The sequence below is a fragment of the [Ruminococcus] torques ATCC 27756 genome (assembly GCF_000153925.1).
GTDB lineage: Bacteria > Bacillota > Clostridia > Lachnospirales > Lachnospiraceae > Mediterraneibacter > Mediterraneibacter torques.
Map to the genome: position 1 here is coordinate 30,315 of NZ_DS264344.1, position 16,657 is coordinate 46,971.

The 16,657-nt window shown below is 40.1% G+C and carries 16 protein-coding genes and 3 pseudogenes; 15 read left to right on the plus strand and 4 right to left on the minus strand.

Features of this window, described 5'->3' with window-relative positions; all coding sequences use genetic code 11:
- The first annotated feature begins 110 nt into the window (after positions 1 to 110).
- From RUMTOR_RS00225 to RUMTOR_RS00250, 6 genes and pseudogenes are all read left to right on the plus strand, one after another.
- Positions 111 to 2,546 carry a cation-translocating P-type ATPase gene (locus tag RUMTOR_RS00225; protein WP_004844950.1) on the plus strand — a complete coding sequence of 812 codons (2,436 nt, stop codon included), beginning with the start codon at positions 111 to 113 and terminating at the stop codon, positions 2,544 to 2,546.
- A 202-nt stretch (positions 2,547 to 2,748) separates the two neighbouring features.
- Positions 2,749 to 3,381, plus strand: coding sequence for a flavodoxin family protein (locus RUMTOR_RS00230; protein ID WP_004844951.1), 633 nt, complete (start codon positions 2,749 to 2,751; stop codon positions 3,379 to 3,381).
- Positions 3,382 to 3,620: 239 nt separating this feature from the next.
- On the plus strand, positions 3,621 to 4,091 hold the full coding sequence (gene tnpA, locus RUMTOR_RS00235) for an IS200/IS605 family transposase (protein WP_004844952.1): 471 nt from the start codon (positions 3,621 to 3,623) through the stop codon (positions 4,089 to 4,091).
- 151 nt (positions 4,092 to 4,242) lie between these two features.
- Positions 4,243 to 4,608: pseudogene (locus RUMTOR_RS00240) on the plus strand (ATP-binding protein); the annotation flags it as partial.
- Positions 4,605 to 4,814 (plus strand): MerR family transcriptional regulator, encoded by a 210-nt coding sequence (locus RUMTOR_RS00245; RefSeq protein WP_004844954.1) that lies wholly within the window; start codon positions 4,605 to 4,607, stop codon positions 4,812 to 4,814. The pseudogene RUMTOR_RS00240 and the gene RUMTOR_RS00245, both read left to right, overlap by 4 nt.
- 135 nt (positions 4,815 to 4,949) lie before the next feature.
- Positions 4,950 to 6,140 carry a site-specific integrase gene (locus RUMTOR_RS00250; protein WP_004844955.1) on the plus strand — a complete coding sequence of 397 codons (1,191 nt, stop codon included), beginning with the start codon at positions 4,950 to 4,952 and terminating at the stop codon, positions 6,138 to 6,140.
- Between the two features lie 1,125 nt (positions 6,141 to 7,265).
- Here the strand turns inward: RUMTOR_RS00250 and RUMTOR_RS00260 are convergent.
- Together RUMTOR_RS00260 and RUMTOR_RS00265 are read right to left on the minus strand one after the other, a co-directional pair.
- Positions 7,266 to 8,561, minus strand: coding sequence for a tyrosine-type recombinase/integrase (locus tag RUMTOR_RS00260; RefSeq protein ID WP_004841158.1), 1,296 nt, complete (start codon positions 8,559 to 8,561; stop codon positions 7,266 to 7,268).
- Positions 8,562 to 8,647: 86 nt separating this feature from the next.
- Positions 8,648 to 9,277, minus strand: coding sequence for a helix-turn-helix domain-containing protein (locus tag RUMTOR_RS00265; protein ID WP_004841162.1), 630 nt, complete (start codon positions 9,275 to 9,277; stop codon positions 8,648 to 8,650).
- Between the two features lie 175 nt (positions 9,278 to 9,452).
- Between RUMTOR_RS00265 and RUMTOR_RS00270 the strand changes: the two genes are divergently transcribed.
- From RUMTOR_RS00270 to RUMTOR_RS00285, 3 genes and pseudogenes are all read left to right on the plus strand, one after another.
- Complete coding sequence (locus RUMTOR_RS00270; protein ID WP_002578307.1) at positions 9,453 to 9,683, plus strand: helix-turn-helix domain-containing protein; 231 nt, start codon at positions 9,453 to 9,455, stop codon at positions 9,681 to 9,683.
- Positions 9,684 to 9,829: 146 nt separating this feature from the next.
- Positions 9,830 to 10,144 (plus strand): hypothetical protein, encoded by a 315-nt coding sequence (locus RUMTOR_RS00275; RefSeq protein WP_009243674.1) that lies wholly within the window; start codon positions 9,830 to 9,832, stop codon positions 10,142 to 10,144.
- A gap of 329 nt (positions 10,145 to 10,473) precedes the next feature.
- Positions 10,474 to 11,163 (plus strand): annotated as a pseudogene (locus RUMTOR_RS00285) (MobA/MobL family protein); the annotation flags it as partial.
- Here RUMTOR_RS00285 and RUMTOR_RS13840 read toward each other — a convergent pair.
- Positions 11,164 to 11,427, minus strand: a pseudogene (locus RUMTOR_RS13840) (transposase); the annotation flags it as partial.
- 56 nt (positions 11,428 to 11,483) lie between these two features.
- On the opposite strand from RUMTOR_RS13840, the gene RUMTOR_RS00290 reads away from it, so the two are divergent.
- From RUMTOR_RS00290 to RUMTOR_RS00305, 4 genes are all read left to right on the plus strand, one after another.
- Positions 11,484 to 11,921 (plus strand): CPBP family glutamic-type intramembrane protease, encoded by a 438-nt coding sequence (locus tag RUMTOR_RS00290; RefSeq protein WP_082241021.1) that lies wholly within the window; start codon positions 11,484 to 11,486, stop codon positions 11,919 to 11,921.
- A gap of 132 nt (positions 11,922 to 12,053) precedes the next feature.
- Complete coding sequence (locus RUMTOR_RS00295; protein WP_004844961.1) at positions 12,054 to 12,491, plus strand: radical SAM mobile pair system MarR family transcriptional regulator; 438 nt, start codon at positions 12,054 to 12,056, stop codon at positions 12,489 to 12,491.
- Positions 12,488 to 13,177 (plus strand): radical SAM mobile pair protein A, encoded by a 690-nt coding sequence (locus tag RUMTOR_RS00300; protein WP_004844962.1) that lies wholly within the window; start codon positions 12,488 to 12,490, stop codon positions 13,175 to 13,177. The genes RUMTOR_RS00295 and RUMTOR_RS00300 overlap by 4 nt, the downstream gene beginning before the upstream one ends.
- Positions 13,165 to 14,073 (plus strand): radical SAM mobile pair protein B, encoded by a 909-nt coding sequence (locus RUMTOR_RS00305; RefSeq protein WP_004844963.1) that lies wholly within the window; start codon positions 13,165 to 13,167, stop codon positions 14,071 to 14,073. The genes RUMTOR_RS00300 and RUMTOR_RS00305 overlap by 13 nt, the downstream gene beginning before the upstream one ends.
- Before the next feature lie 168 nt (positions 14,074 to 14,241).
- Here the strand turns inward: RUMTOR_RS00305 and RUMTOR_RS00310 are convergent, their stop codons facing one another.
- A complete protein-coding gene (locus tag RUMTOR_RS00310) occupies positions 14,242 to 15,474 on the minus strand; it encodes an ATP-binding protein (RefSeq protein WP_004844964.1) in 1,233 nt (410 codons plus the stop codon).
- Positions 15,475 to 15,782: 308 nt separating this feature from the next.
- On the opposite strand from RUMTOR_RS00310, the gene RUMTOR_RS00315 reads away from it, so the two are divergent.
- On the plus strand, positions 15,783 to 16,028 hold the full coding sequence (locus tag RUMTOR_RS00315) for a hypothetical protein (RefSeq protein WP_004844965.1): 246 nt from the start codon (positions 15,783 to 15,785) through the stop codon (positions 16,026 to 16,028).
- Between the two features lie 25 nt (positions 16,029 to 16,053).
- Positions 16,054 to 16,572, plus strand: coding sequence for a ClbS/DfsB family four-helix bundle protein (locus RUMTOR_RS00320; protein WP_044997857.1), 519 nt, complete (start codon positions 16,054 to 16,056; stop codon positions 16,570 to 16,572).
- The last annotated feature ends 85 nt before the right edge of the window (positions 16,573 to 16,657 follow it).

The following is a 16,657-nucleotide window of genomic DNA, read 5'->3' on the forward strand; positions in this document are numbered from 1 at the left end:
TTTACGGTCTGTACATCGACGCTACCCTTGTACAACGGTATGAATAGAAAATAAAAAAGAACAGCAATAAGAAGTTAGACACAAAAGAAGAGACAGAGGTGAAAAGCTGTATGGCAAGAAGAAAAAAATTGCAGGTAGAAGAAAAAAAGGAACGACGGCTCCCGACAACAAGATATAATCCCGAATATAAAAAGGGACTGACAAGTCAGCAAGTTCAGGAACACCGGCTGCACGGTTGGACGAACAAGGCGGTTGAACCTCCGTCAAAGACGACGAAAGAGATTGTTCATGAAAATGTATTTACTTATTTCAACTTAATCTTTGTCGTGCTTGCAGTATTGCTCTGTCTTGTGGGATCTTTCAGAGATTTGACATTTCTTCCGGTTATTATTGCAAATACATTGATTGGAATTATTCAGGAGATTAGAGCAAAACAAGTACTGGATAAGCTGACTATGTTGAATGCGCCCCGCGCCTCTGTTGTCCGAGACGGAAAAAGAACGGTGATCAATGCCGAAGATCTTGTCGTAGATGATATCGTAATTTTTAAAGCCGGCGATCAGGTGTGTGCCGATGCGGAAGTATCTGCCGGAGAAGTTCAGGTGAATGAATCGCTTTTGACAGGTGAAGCCGATGAGATTACAAAACGTAAAGGCGATAAACTGATGTCAGGCAGCTTTATTGTTTCCGGACAATGTCACGCGCGGCTTGATAAAGTAGGAGAGGATTCATATATATCGAAATTGACATTGCAGGCAAAAGCGATGCAGTCAAAAGAACAGTCGGAAATGATTCGTTCGCTTGATAAGCTTGTTAAATGTGTAGGAGTAGCTATTATCCCGATCGGAATCGTTCTTTTTTCACAGGCATTTTTCATTCAACATGATGGATTTAGAGAAAGCGTGACATCTATGATCGCGGCGGTGATCGGAATGATTCCGGAAGGATTGTATCTTCTTGCAAGTGTGGCGCTTGCGGTGAGTTCAATTCGTCTTGCACAGAAAAAAGTGCTTTTGCATGATATGAAATGTATTGAAACGCTTGCCCGTGTAGACGTGCTTTGTGTGGATAAGACAGGAACGATTACGGAAAATACAATGAAAGTCCAAAAGCTGATCAAGACGGATGAGTACGATGAAAAAGAAAAGGGCGGGTTATCTTTGCTTGTCGGAGATTTTGCGGCAGCTATGACAAATGATAATATTACGATGGCTGCCCTAAAAGAATATTTTACAAAAGCATCAGGAAAGAAGGTTTTGTCAAAAACAGGATTTTCTTCCGCAACAAAATACAGCAGCGTTACATTTGAAGACGGAGCTTATGTGCTCGGAGCGCCGGAATTTGTTTTAAAAGAAAAGTATGACGATTATGCGGAAGAGATCACAGAATATGCATCTACAGGATCCAGAGTTCTTGCTTTTGGAATTTATGACGGAGAGGTTGACGGAAAACCTCTGACACATGGCATTCTTCCGTTTGGCTTTGTTTTACTTGCCAATCCTATACGAGAAGCTGCAAAAGAGACGTTTGAGTATTTCGCAGAACAAGGCGTAGAAGTAAAGGTTATCTCAGGGGATAATCCGGTTACTGTTTCCAATGTTGCAAAGCAGGCCGGAATTAAAAATGCAGACAGATATGTAGATGCGTCAGAGTTTGAAGATGAACAGTCCATGAGGAAAGCGCTTCTGAATAATACGGTTTTCGGTCGGGTTACGCCGAGTCAGAAACGGAAGTTTGTCCGTATTTTAAAAGAGGCAGGACATACGGTAGCAATGACGGGAGACGGGGTTAATGATGTGCTTGCCTTGAAAGATGCCGACTGCAGTATTGCCATGGCATCGGGAAGCGACGCTGCGGCACAGGCATCTCAGCTTGTTTTGCTGGAGTCAGATTTTTCATGTATGCCGGAAGTTGTGTTGGAAGGAAGGCGGGTTGTAAATAATATTCAGAGATCGGCAAGTTTATTTCTTGTGAAGAATATTTTCTCATTTTTGCTAAGCGTTGCGTCTGTCGTGTTTATGTTTACTTATCCGTTGGAGCCGTCTCAAGTATCATTGATCAGTATGTTTACAATCGGTGTTCCTGCATTCTTCCTTGCTCTGGAACCGAATAAAAATATGATCAAAGGACATTTCCTTACAAATGTGCTATTAAAAGCGCTTCCTGCTGCGTTGACAGATGCTCTTGCAGTTGCGGCTCTTGTCATATTTGGAAGAACATTTGACGTAAGCTCTACGGATATATCAACGGCGGCAACGATGCTTTTGGCGATCGTAGGATTTATGATCTTATATAAGATCAGCGCGCCGATGAATAAAATACGGTTTAGTATTGTAAGCGGATGTATTGCAGGATTATTGTTCTGCAGCATCTTCCTAAAAGATCTGTTCGCTATTACAAGTATGACAAAAGAATGTATTATGCTCTTTGTAGTATTTGCGATTGCTACAGAACCGGTGCTTCGTTATTTGACAACACTTGTCGAAAAAGTGAAATATTACTATCTGAAGCTGCGAGGCAAAAATCTGTCTTCAGATGATACATAATATTTTCAAGAATAAGAAAGATACGGAAAATGAATGGATATTAGGAGCAAAGCAGCTTAAAAATGAATGATGCCGATTAAGGAGGAATAGAAATATACAACCGGAAAATAGAATAGAGATAGAGTAAGAGATATAGTAAAAAATATAGTAAAAAGTATAAGCAGAAAAACAAAGAGAGATGAAATGAAAAGGAGAAGGGGAAATGGCAGAAAAATTGAAAGTATTGATTTTGAACGGAAGTCCTAGAACAGAGGGCAACACGACGATCGCGATCCACGAGATGGAACATGTTTTTGAAGAAAACGGCGTGGAATATGAGACGATCCAAGTTGGGAAAATGGATATCAGAGGATGTGCGGCATGCGGAACATGTTATAAAAACGGAAAGTGTATGTTTGATGATATCGTGAATGAGCTTGCACCGAAATTCGAGGCTGCAGACGGTATGGTTATTGCAAGTCCTGTCTTTTATGCATCTGCAAATGCGACGCTGATCGCCTGTCTTGACCGGTTATTTTACAGTACTAAATTCGATAAGACGATGAAAGTCGGAGCAAGTGTCGTATGTGCAAGAAGAGGCGGATGTTCTGCAACATTTGATGAGTTAAATAAATATTTTACAATTTCAGATATGCCGATCGCATCGGGACAATACTGGAACTGTATTCATGGAAGAAAGGTCGGAGAGGCGGCGCTTGATGAAGAAGGGAAACAGACAATGCGCGGTGTTGCGAGAAATATGGTCTTTCTAATGAAGAGTATCGCGCTTGGAAAGGAAGCGTTCGGTCTTCCTGAAAAAGAGAAAAAGGTTTATACGAGTTTTATTAATCCGTGAGTTTTCAAGACTTGGATCAATACAAAAAGTGTTGCGAATCTTTAATTCAGAGAAACAGGTTACAGAGAAACTGCTGTCAAAATGACGGCAGTTTCTTTTTGTATCAAGAAAACCACGCGATAGTCGCGTGGTTCCGTGAAAGCTTTAGCGGTGTATTCAGAAATAAAAACTCCTAATGTGTATAATAAAAACGTGACCTGCCAGTTACGTAAATAAAAACACATTAGGAGGACCGTATAATGTCAGAACAAAATACAGACGTAAAAAGCTTAGCACATACAAAATGGAATTGCAAATATCATGTAGTGTTTGCACCTAAATATCGAAGGAAAGTATTTTATAACGAAAAGAAAGAAGCAATTCGTGAAATAATCCGAACACTGTGCCAATGGAAAGGTGTTGAAATCATCGAAGGAGAAGTATGTCCGGATCATATTCATTTACTTCTGAGTATCCCGCCCAAAATGAGCGTTTCGGGATTCATGGGATACTTAAAAGGAAAGAGTAGCCTAATGATATTTCAGAGATTCGGAAATATGAAATTTGCATACCGAAACCGCGAGTTTTGGTGTAAGGGATACTATGTTGATACAGTAGGGAAGAACACGGCAGCAATAAAAAGTTACATAGCCAACCAGCTAAAACAAGATAAGGAAATGGATCAGATTAGTCTATTCGATCCGCGAGACTCGTTTACGGGTAGCAAGTAATCCTGCGCGTGGCTGGCAGGCCAATAAAAGACGCACTTGTGCGTGGCTAGTAATATTAGGGCTATGCCCGAAAATGAAAAACCACCCGCTAGGCGGGTGGATGTTTATTTGCACAGCGACGAGCTAAAGTCCGGGTGTGAAAATTTTATGAATCGATGATATATTTCCGCTGGCAGACAAAACGGAATATATCAATGCATTGGCTTCATATCAGCTTTTGATTATTGATGATCTTGGTGTGGAACGAAATTCAGAATATGCGTTAGGAATTATTTTTAGCGTCATAGATCGCAGGATCCGTTCGGGACGACCTTTAATCATCACAACGAATCTTCCGCTGAAAGAAATAAAAAGCGAGACCATGTTGGATAAAAGGCGTATCTATGACCGTATTTTAGAAATGTGTACACCTATGTATGTTGGAGGCACAAGCAAACGAGAAGTGATTGCAAGTATGAAAATGGAGAAAGCGAAAACGCTGTTGAATACAAACAGAGGGGAGGAGGAATGCGAATGAATCATACAGAAAAAACAATACCTGTTTGGAAGAAATATTCTTTAAATGTTTCCGAAGCAGCAGAATATTACGGAATTGGAGAAAAGAGATTGAGACAAATCGCAGGTGAAAATGAAGGAGCAGATTTTATTTTGGAAGTTGGTTCGCATATCCGGTTCAAAAGAAAATTATTTGAAGATTATCTGGACACAGCCAGTACAGTTTAAGTGACAGAATAGAAGAAATAGTAATGAAAATAATGTTCATTTTATCTTAGCGAAGAGAAGGTCTTGTGGTATAATGAATAAACCGAGACGGTCTTCCAAGTTAAATGAACATTTGATGAAGGAGACTAAAATATTATGAGTGAAAAAAGGAGAGATCATAGAGGACGTATATTACACAATGGAGAAATACAGTTATCTGATGGCAGATATCGATTTAAGTATGTAGATGAGATGGGAAAGGAGCGCTGCGTATACAGCTGGCGCTTAGACCATAACGATGCAACTCCGAAAGGAAAGCGCCGTACTTTGTCGCTTCGAGAGATGGAGAAGAAAATCCAGGCGGACCATTTCGAGCAGATTGCAACAAATGGCGGAAATATGACGGTACTGGAACTGGTTGAAAAATATACATCAACCAAAACCGGTGTCAGACCTACTACAGTTGCAGGATACGGAACAGTTATCAATTTACTGAAGAAGGATCCATTTGGAAAAAGAAGAATTGATACGATTCGGATTTCGGATGCAAAATGTTGGCTGATACATCTTCAGCAGATAGAAAAGAAAAGCTATAGTTCCATCCATTCGATCCGAGGAGTTCTTCGTCCGGCATTTCAGTTGGCGGTGGATGATGACCTGGTCAGGAAAAATCCATTTCAGTTTCAGCTAATGGAAGTGGTCGTGAATGACAGTGTGACAAGAGAGGCAATCAGCAGAGCAGAGGAACGTAAGTTTCTACGATTTGTGAAGGAAGATCCTCATTTTTGCGGGTATTATGAGGGAATCTACATTTTATTTAAAACCGGTCTTCGCATCTCGGAATTTTGTGGTTTAACGATTTCTGATATTGATTTCAAGGAGCATACAATCAACATCGATCATCAATTGCAGAAGAAATCAAAAATCGGATATTATATTCAAGAGACTAAAACAACTAGCGGAACGAGAAAGATACCTATGACTGCAGATGTAGAGGAATGCTTTCGGAAAATAATAGAAAAACGAAACCCGCCCAAAGCAGAGCCTATGGTAGATGGAAAAAGTGGATTCTTATACTTTGATAAAAACGGAAGTATTTGTTATTCTCTGCACTGGGAGCATTACTTTCAACATATCATTCAGAAATATAATAATACTTACAAAGCGCAGATGACTGTTATCACACCACATGTATGTCGGCACACCTATTGCTCAAACATGGCAAAATCCGGAATGAATCCAAAAGCATTGCAATATTTGATGGGCCACTCAGATATCAGCGTAACGCTGAATACATATACGCATGTAAATCTTGAGGATGCTAGGGAAGAAGTTGCCCGGATTTAGGTTGTGTAATTACGATTTTTAATTGAAAATAGCAAGGTGTAAAATGGAAAAACATACACCTTATTTTACACCTTTTGCTGACGATATTATGCGAAAATAAACCAGGTTATGCCAGAAAGCAATTTTTTACAAGGGCTTACAAAGCCCGAAATACCAAGAAAAACAAGGAAATGCGAGGTTATGCAACAATGATAAAAGTGCTCTTCATCTGTCACGGCACTCTTTGAAGAACTCCTTAAAAAGTCAGTAAAATCAATACTTGGAAGGTATTTGTGTGGAAGAAATAACCCGAAAATAACCCATAGATTTTTGTGTGAGTGTTACAAGATAAATAATTATAATTTAGGGATGTGACATGATGAGAATGAAAGCTGTAAGAATTCTAATAGTGGAATCTTACAGCTTTTTTATAAATAAATTTGAAAGTAAAATCTTTACAATTTGGTATAGCGTGTTTTAAATGTAAAAAAGCAGATAGTTCTTTACATATAGATGTAACAAAAGAGGCGTTTTTGTGAAGGTTGTTTATGAGGTGAGGTAAGAGTCTTTAGTGGGGGTAAAATCTTTACATGTAATATCCTGTGTTCAAAAGGTAGGATTTAAGCGAAAAAAGCATCGTGACCATGAGGAAATATAAAAGTAAAAAGTATTCTATGATAAAGTATAAAGGCTTAGAGGAGAATGTCTCTTCTAAGTTTTTTTAATAAGAAAGCAGTTTGGGCGTTTGCTTTTGAAGTTATAATAAGTGTAGTAAAACTTACACCAGATGGAACAGGATACCGTACTAAGATGATATTTGTTAAAGAGAAACTATTGATGGATAGAAAGTCGGATATTCAGTTACGATTTTTCAATATAGGGTGAGAAAGTTTTTTTGATGAAGTGTAATAATATGTGGTTATATGCTTTGTAGAAAAATCCGTAGGAATTAAAATTTTTTGTTTTGTGGAAAGATTATAATTATGATATACTGAAAGAAAATGATAAATCGGGATTTGTGGAGAGATTTCCTGAGTTTTCCTTATTTTACAGGCTTTTTAGCCCCTTAGATAGTGAAATGATATGTATTTTCCCTTATTTTTACCCTTGTGAGGAATCCGCAAGGGAAATAAGGGAAATTTTTATTTAAGCGTTGCTCGCTACTTTATCAAGAAGTCTTGCGGAATCCCGCTTTGCTTTTCTTGTTGAGTGAGCGTAAATGTTCATTGTGGTACTGACATCGGAATGTCCTAACAGTTCCTGTACATCTTTCGGAGCAGCTCCATTCGAGAGCAGGTTGCTGGTGTAGGTATGTCGTAACTGGTGAAAGTGAAAATCTTCAAATCCTTCCAGCTTTTTTGATACTGACCTGCAAGCAATGCCGAGTGTACTCGGCAGTTCCAGACTGCCATCCGGTCTGAGGCAGACAAAGGATATTTCTTTATAATCTGCCGGGACTTCCTGTGTTCCGTCAAGGTGATAGTATTCATAATACACCCTGTTTTTCACATGCACCTCTTTGTAGTAGTTGCGGTGGTAAAGTTCCCCGTACTGCATCCGGCTTTTCAGTTGTTCCCGTCTTGCTGCTTTCAATATTTCAGTCAGCGTATCTCCAAAATCAACAATCCTTACTTTCTTTCGCTTGGTCGTTCCAATCACATTTTTATGCTTTGCACCGTCGTAACGGATACTTCTTTTAATGGTCAGGCATTGATCTTCAAGGTTGATGTCCTGCCATGTAAGACCACAGGTTTCACCGATGCGAAGTCCTGCATAATATGCAATCTGAATCGGCAGGATCGCAGGTGGATTTTTCTTTTCCAGATACTTGATAAGTCGCTCATAATCCTCATGTGAAATCGGCTGTGTGCCATCTTCGACTTCATCATCGGAAAAGAGGTCAACTTCCTCTGCCTGTTTTTTCAGCTTAATATACTGCATCGGATTGAAACTGATTAACTGTTTTGGAAATACTGCAAAACGGAATGACTGCTGCAACACTGCGGAAAAAGAATGGATATAATCTTTACTGTATCCTTTTCTCACTTTTCCGTCTGGAAATTCGCCACCGAATGTAAGCAGATCAAGAAATGCCTGTAAATGTTCGGCAGTAACTGTTTTCAGTTTACGGTCTGCAATCGGGTGTTTCTTAGTGCAACGGATTGCACTGAGATAATTTTCCACTGTGCCATTACTGAGTGTTCCGGTTTTCAGTTCTTCTTCTGCCCACATGTCCAGAAGTTCACCTACGGTAAGGTTATCTGCTTTTGCAACAAATTTCTTATCTTCGTAATCTTCCAGTGCCTTGCGGAGAAGTTTTTCTGTCTCACTTTTGCTTTCGGTTCCGGCATATTCTTTCTGAACCATTTTGCCGCTTGCGTCCTCTACATAGAAGCGGTAGTACCATTTCTTTCCTTTCTTTCTAACAGATCCTTTTGCCATAATCGTATGTCTCCTTTCGATATCAGACAATCGGAACTGCTGAAATGCTTCTTGCGTGTAAGTATATCATAACTCCGATTATCTTACTATACCGATTCAGAATCCTCGTACATAACTTCGGATAAAAGATTTGCAAGCCGTTGTTCTGCTGTTTCCGGTTTCTTGGAATAGAGCCTTACAATATCTGCCATGTCATTCAATGCGTTGACAGTATGGGTGATCTCCCTGAGAAACATGATCTCGTTATATTCATCATTCGATTCAAACCCCATTACTTTTGCAATGTCCGCTTCTTTGGTATTGCCTTTGTAATTCTTGCAGGCGAACTGGAACGAATCCAAAAACAGTTCATATTGTTTCAACATTAACAGCAGTAGGTCTTTGGAAAAAGCATCTTCTGTTTTCGTAAGGTCAAGAGGTAACTGTTTGAGAATATCCGTCATGGCATCACGAATCTGTAATTCTCTTTTATCCGTAATGTCGGTTTCATATTCGTCCGTTTCCCCTCTGAGCCATTCCACAGATACATGGAGAGCTTCTGAAAGACCTTCCAGCACCATTTTCTTTGTATTGTCAATCGTTCCGGCTTCATATCTCTGAATCGTAGATGCAGTCACACCCATCTTTTCAGCGATATAAGGCTGTGTCAGATTCAATTCTGTACGGCGCTGTTTTGCCCTGCTACCGATCAGCTTGCGTAATTCTTTATCTTTCATGCTGATGTGCCTCCTTTTTCGGTATGTCATTACTATACCACATAACAAACAATATTGCAATATGCAATTAAACAATAAACAATATGATTTCGTAATGCTTGACAAGATGATATAAACACGCTATACTGACAGCACAAAAGAAATTGCATAATGCAATTTATAAGGAGGTGGTCACATGACGCAAAGAAAGATTGCCTTATCTATTGAGGAAGCTGCGGATTATACGGGAATCGGCAGGAACACCCTGAGAAAACTGGTGGAGTGGAAGAAACTTCCGGTATTAAAGGTCGGGAGGAAAGTCCTGATTAAAACGGATATGCTGGAACTTTTCATGGAAGCCAATGAGGGCAGGGACTTAAGGGATAAAGGAAATGTGAAAGCCGTCACAAGAAACGGTTCCACTTAAAAAGGCGGTTCCCGAAGAAACCGCCAAAGGTTTTATCAGACCGAAGCCATGATATACCTACACGCAAGCAGATTATACCATGTACTTCGTCTGACAGACAACAGGAAACTTATGTTTGGTAGAAAAAAGAAAGGACGATGATATTTATGGCAAGATCAACAAAGAGTTATGAGGAGCGTCTGCTCCAGTTGGAAAAAAGAGAACAGGAAAGCCTTGAAAAAGCGAAACAGTACGCAGCACAGAAACGGGAACTGAAGAAACGTCAGAAAGATGTGGAAACAAAAAAACGAACCCACAGGCTCTGTCAGATTGGCGGTGCGGTGGAATCAGTGATTGGTTCTGCGATTGAGGAAGAAGATATTCCGAAGCTGGTCGGCTTCTTAAAAAGGCAGGAAGCAAATGGGAAATTCTTCTCAAAGGCAATGCAAAAAGAGCCAGTTGCGAATACGGAGGAAGTGTAATGCCGGAGGGAGTGGAGTTTCCATTCCCTTCATTGCTTTTTTATGAAGGGCGCACTTATGGACAACCAGAGGTCGTCCGTATAAGTTTGCCACAGGTGGCAACCGGTCTGCGCTAACGCTTGCCGGGCTCGTTCCGTCGGCGGGCATTTCATGCAGACCTGCTCATGTCGCAGGAGGCACTCTTCGCCAGAGGGGCGCATTCCATGCAGGCTGTTATGCACAGAGCACTCTTACGCAGAGGGCGTTCCGGCAGATACCATTCTCTTTTACAGGAAATGTTAACTGCCGGAAATCAATGCCGGGTACGGCAGAAAGGGGGGAAACGGATCATGGCGATCTTTCATTATACGGTAAAGATTGTCGGACGCAGCAAAGGGAAATCCATCATATCAGCGTCTGCCTATCTCAATGGTGATGTAATGAAAAATGAAGAAACAGGCAGGATCAGTTACTACACTTCCAAAAGAGAAGTTGTTTATACCAGTTTGATGATGTGTGAAAATGCACCGCAGGAATGGCAGAATGTACCTGCCGAAAATATCAAACGGTTTCAGAAATCTGTCCGGTATAAAAGGGCAGACAACAAAGAAGTTGTACTGGAGAAATTCAAACTTACTTTTCAGAAACAGTGCTTATGGAATGAAGTTTTGAAGATTGAGAAAAGTTCAGACGCACAGCTTGGCAGATCGTTTGAGTTCTCACTTCCAAAAGAATGGAATCGACAGGAACAAATTGAATATACAACAGATTATATTCAGAAAAACTTTGTGGACAAAGGCATGTGTGCAGATTGGAGCATTCACGATAAGGGCGACGGAAACCCGCATGTGCATTTACTTGTAACCATGCGTCCCTTTAATCCCGACCACTCATGGGGAAACAAAGAAGTCAAAGACTGGGAGTTTGTCAGAGATACTGACGGAAATATTGTGGTTGATGAATCCCACCCGGACTGGTGGCAGGATAAAAAGAATCCTGACCGTCATGGAATCCGAATTCCGGTATTGGACGAAAACGGTAGAACCATAACGACTATTCACTCTTTTTCGCTTATAACCATTGCGATAATCACCGCTATCAGAACGTTGTGATTTTTCATATCCCAAGTGGTCATCCATTTCCGCTTCCATCATCTCTTTGATGGTTCCACCAAGAAGATCTTTCAGCGCATCCTGGATATCTTCTGCTGATTGGATATCGTATTCTTTCAAGAGCTGGTGAATGATGTTACGTTTTCCTTCTGTCATTTGTACTTTGTGTACAGGTTTCTTTTCTCTTGCCATAATAAAAGGCCTCCTTATGATAAAATATTTTACCATAGAAGACCTTCTAAAACATTATTTACAGAAAAAGTTTCACATTCTCAAGAAAGTTCTCCTGTCGGGTATGGAATATTAAAGTAGCTGTATTAATTCCATCAGTTTTATTTGGATTAGTACATATTATAGGAATGGATTTTTCCATTATAAGTAGCCTGTTGGTTCTTATTGCTGGAACAATGGTGGGAATAATGTTCTCAATGGTTGCTATTGAAAGTGGTTCTGTTTGGAACAGCGGAATTGTCCATTCACTTTGGAATATTTTAATTATTGGCGGCGGTTTATCAATAAGCGAAAAGGCAGATGAATATTCGGTTATGACATATGTACTTGATTCAAAAGACTTTGTTTTCACTGGTGGAGAATTTGGAATTGAATCATCAATTATTGCACTATTAGGTTATGTTATAGTTACTTTAGCAGCAATATGTATGATTAAGAAAAAAGCAAAAGTGTAATAAGTATCAAAAAACAAAATCCAGTTTGGAGAATTGAAAAAAACGGAATTTACCTATTAAGACATATAAACTCTTGACAATAAAGCTCCTATATAGTATGTTTTGAATAAACTACTATATAGGAGCTTTTGTATGGAAATGAATGGAGGATTTCTTGTCACCAAAATAAAACAGCTTGGAGACCGGATTTTCGAGAAGATTCTCAGTGAAAAGAATATTGATGCGTTTAATGGAGCCCAGGGGCGTATTCTTTATGTGCTGTGGCAGAAGGATGGTATTTCAATCAGGTCACTCTCGACTAAATGTGGATTAGCGATAACATCTCTTACTACGATGCTGGAAAGAATGGAAAATCAAGGGCTGATAAGCCGTGTTCAGTCTGAAACGGACAAAAGGAAAACGCTCCTGTTTCTGACTGAGAAAGCACATGCCTTAAAGGGCGAGTACGATTCTGTATCTGATGAGATGGGCAGTATTTACTACAAAGGTTTTTCAGAGGAAGAAATTACCCGGTTTGAGGAATGCCTCGACCGCATCAGAAAGAATCTTGAGGAGTGGCAGAAGTCATGAGTATTTGTATCAAAGATCAGATTCAGAACATGAATATCGTCATTGGCTGCACAGTGGGGTGTACATATTGCTATGCCCGCAACAACGTGAAACGCTGGCATATGATTGATAATTTCGCTGACCCTGAATTCTTTCCGGGTAAGCTCAAGATGATGGAAAAGAAACGTCCGCAGAACTTTCTTCTTACCGGCATGAGCGATCTCTCTGGATGGAAGCCGGAATGGAGAGACGAGGTATTTGCAAAGATCCGTGAAAATCCACAGCATCAGTTCCTGTTCCTTACTAAGCGACCTGATTTGCTGGATTTTGATACCGATCTGGAAAACGCATGGTTTGGCGTTACGGTGACGAGGAAAGCAGAACGGTGGCGTATCGACGCCCTTCGGAAAAACGTTAGAGCAAAACATTACCATGTTACCTTTGAGCCGTTATTCGATGATCCCGGCACAGTTGACCTTTCCGGAATCAATTGGATCGTTGTCGGCACCATGACCGGAGCTCAGAGCAGGAAGATTCATACGGAGCCGGAATGGGCATGGTCTCTGACGGACCAGGCACATAAGCTCGGCATTCCGGTGTTTATGAAGGAAGACCTTGTCCCTATCATAGGGGATGAAAATATGATTCAGGAAATGCCGGAAGAATTTAATAAAGTGTTAGAGGTACAGAAATCATGGAAGAAGTAATAAATGGAATCCTCATTCGTGAGGTGGAAGCAAAGAACATCATGACTAAGTCTAGTCTGCCGGTAGGCGGTTACTCGGTCAATCCCTATGTGGGCTGTACACATGCCTGCAAGTATTGCTATGCTTCTTTTATGAAGCGCTTTACCGGGCACAAGGAGGAATGGGGCACTTTCCTTGATGTGAAGCATTGGCCGGAAATTAAAAATCCGAAGAAATATGCCGGACAGCGGGTGGTCATTGGTTCTGTGACAGATGGCTACAATCCACAGGAGGAGCAATTTGGGAATACCAGAAAACTTCTGGAGCAGCTGATCGGCAGTGACGCAGATATTCTGATCTGCACAAAGTCGGATCTTGTGGTACGGGATATTGATCTGTTGAAGAAGCTTGGACGTGTAACCGTTTCATGGTCGATCAACACACTAGATGAAAATTTCAAGAACGATATGGATTCTGCTTCGAGCATTGAGCACCGTATCGCTGCTATGAAGCAGGTATATAAGGCAGGTATCCGTACAGTCTGTTTCGTATCCCCGGTATTCCCCGGTATCACGGATTTTGAAGCAATCTTTGAGCGGGTAAAGGATCAGTGCGATCTGTTCTGGCTCGAAAATCTCAATCTTCGAGGCGGTTTCAAAAAGACAATTATGGATTATATCGCCGGAAAATATCCTGATCTTGTACCACTTTACGACGAGATCTATAACAAGCATAACCGCAGCTACTTTGAAGCACTTGAAGTAAAAGCTGAGAAAATGGCTAAGAAGTATGATTGTGCCTTTGTGGATAATGAAATGCCTTATGGCAGAGTCCCGCAGGGGCATCCGGTGATCGTAGATTATTTCTATCATGAGGAAATCCGTGGGACAGAGAATACCGGAAAAAGAAATCGCTAACTTCAAGTTTGTAGAATTAAAAATGAAATAAAGTTCCAGTAATCATAGAGTGTATGGATTCAATTCCATATGCTCTTTTTCTTTACTGAAAAATCTAATGTTACGAGTTTCTTACGAGTGGTATTTAAAAAACTCGCAAGAAGACTCGTAAGAGATATTTCGCACTTCTTATTCTTGTAGTAACCAATCGGCTATATCGTGAATTTCGATTCCTTCATAGCTATATAAGGGATGTTTGGTTCTGGCAATAATCATTTTCGGATAAGCATCTCGAATCTGAAGCAGAGGAGAGTATTCTCTCTCAAATGTTTCCTGCCCGGAAATGTTGTCGCTGACCTGAATATAAATCTTCTCGCTGCCTCTCTGAGCGACAAAGTCGATCTCCTTTTGATAGAGCTTGCCGACATAGACATCGTATCCACGGCGAAGAAGCTCGATGCAAACAATGTTTTCATATACTCTGCCATAATCCATATTTCTGCTTCCCAGTATTGCATATCGAATACCGCTGTCACACAAATAGAACTTTTCAGAGCTTTCAAGGTATTTCTTACCTCGGATGTCGTATCTCTTAATATCATAAAATACAAAAGCATTGCACAAATACTTAATGTACTTTCCAACGGTTACATGATTGGTTGGAGTCTCATTTGCTGTCAGTAGCTGACTAACCTTATTCGGAGAAGTCAGGTTGCTGATATTATCCATCAAGAACTCGCTCAGACGCTGCAAAACCAAAGTGTCCGGCAGAGCATATTTCTGTACCAAGTCCCTTGTAACAATGGTTTCGTAGACTTCTTTTATATAGTTTGTTCTGTCTTTTTCGGTTCGATAGGCATAGGAACCTGCTAAACCGCCTTTGATAGCGTACTCATCAAAGAGCTTATCTTTGTCGCTAATATCATCATAAAATTGGCAATATTCCTGGAAACTGAAAGGAAACACATGAATTTCAATATAGCGTCCGGTAAACAGAGTTGCCAGATCCGCACTCAACAGGAAAGCATTAGAGCCTGTTACATAGATGTCGTATTTTCCCTTAGAGTACAGGCTGTTGATTGCCAGCTCAAACTTGGGACACATTTGAACCTCGTCTACAAACAGGTAGTTCGTTTTGCCTTCTTGATAATGTTCTTCCACATAGGCGTGTAAGGCATGGTATTCCTTGATTTCTTCATACGCTAAATCCATGAAGTCAATGAAGATAATATTGATGTTTTCAAAGTTGCTTTTCAGATACGCAATATACGCCTGCATCAGTTTGGACTTACCAGATCGACGAATACCTGTGATGATCTTGATGTCAGGAGTGCCATTCAGTTCAATGATTCTATCGAGATATTTTGCTCTCGTGATTGTTTTCATATAGTCCCCCACTTTCAAAAATTGAAGTTTTTTCATTTTCCGAAACCGCTTCGTTGTACTTAGTATACTGTCTGCTAAAAGTATATGCAAGATGTCGCTTTCAAAAACACAAATTTTTTTATTTTTTGAAAGCGGAAACTATGTACAGGCAACCCGATTCTTTACTGAATTTCAAGTAAAATGCAGAAATTTTCGAAAGATTGCTTTTGACCACTGTAAAACATGCTCTGAGCGTTTCGTTATATGAAGGGATAATTTTTCTTTCATATTTCAAAGAAAAGAGGATAAAGAAATGTCAGAGAAAAGACGTAGAGGAATCTGTTGATAAGATAATCGCCAATCGTATGAGCAAAGCATATTCTGAATGGAAATCAAATCAAGATACACAGTCATTTAATGAAAATATCGAGAAGGAATACCAGAAGCTTTTGGAAACACTGTCTCCGGAACAAGAGAAAGTGCTTACGAAGTATTGTGATGAAATATTTGCCAGCGGAGCAGAAACAGAAGAGTTTTTCTATCGCCTGGGTATAAAGGATGGACTGAGATTAAAAAGTACGGTAAAATCTGTATTAGAAATGATGTCGTGAAATTGGTATTTGAGGAGATAGACTAGTGAGAACATACGAGAACAAAGATGAACTTAAGAACGAGATAAATAAAAGTTTTGCAAAGTACATTTCAGAATTTGATATTATTCCGGAATCATTAAAAGATAAGAGAGTTGAGGAAGTTGACAGAACTCCAGCAGAAAATCTTGCTTACCAGGTTGGCTGGACAACTCTTGTTCTTAAATGGGAATCAGACGAAAGAAATGGTCTTCATGTCAAGACTCCTTCGGATGATTTTAAGTGGAATCAGCTTGGCGAATTATATCAATGGTTTACAGATACATATGCTTATCTGTCGTTGCAGGAGTTGAAAGATATGCTGAAAGAGAATATTAATTCGATTTATGAAATGATTGACTCATTAAGCGACGAAGAGTTATTCGAGCCCCATATGAGAAAGTGGGCCGATGAAGCAACCAAAACAGCGGTCTGGGAAGTATACAAGTTTATACATGTTAACACGGTTGCTCCGTTCGGAACATTTAGAACTAAGATTAGAAAATGGAAAAAGATAGCACTATAACTTTCAGTTTGTAGAATTAAGAAAATCGAAACTTACACAATTCTTGAACTCAACACAAACTGCCGTCAGTGTTGTTCCGTTACTC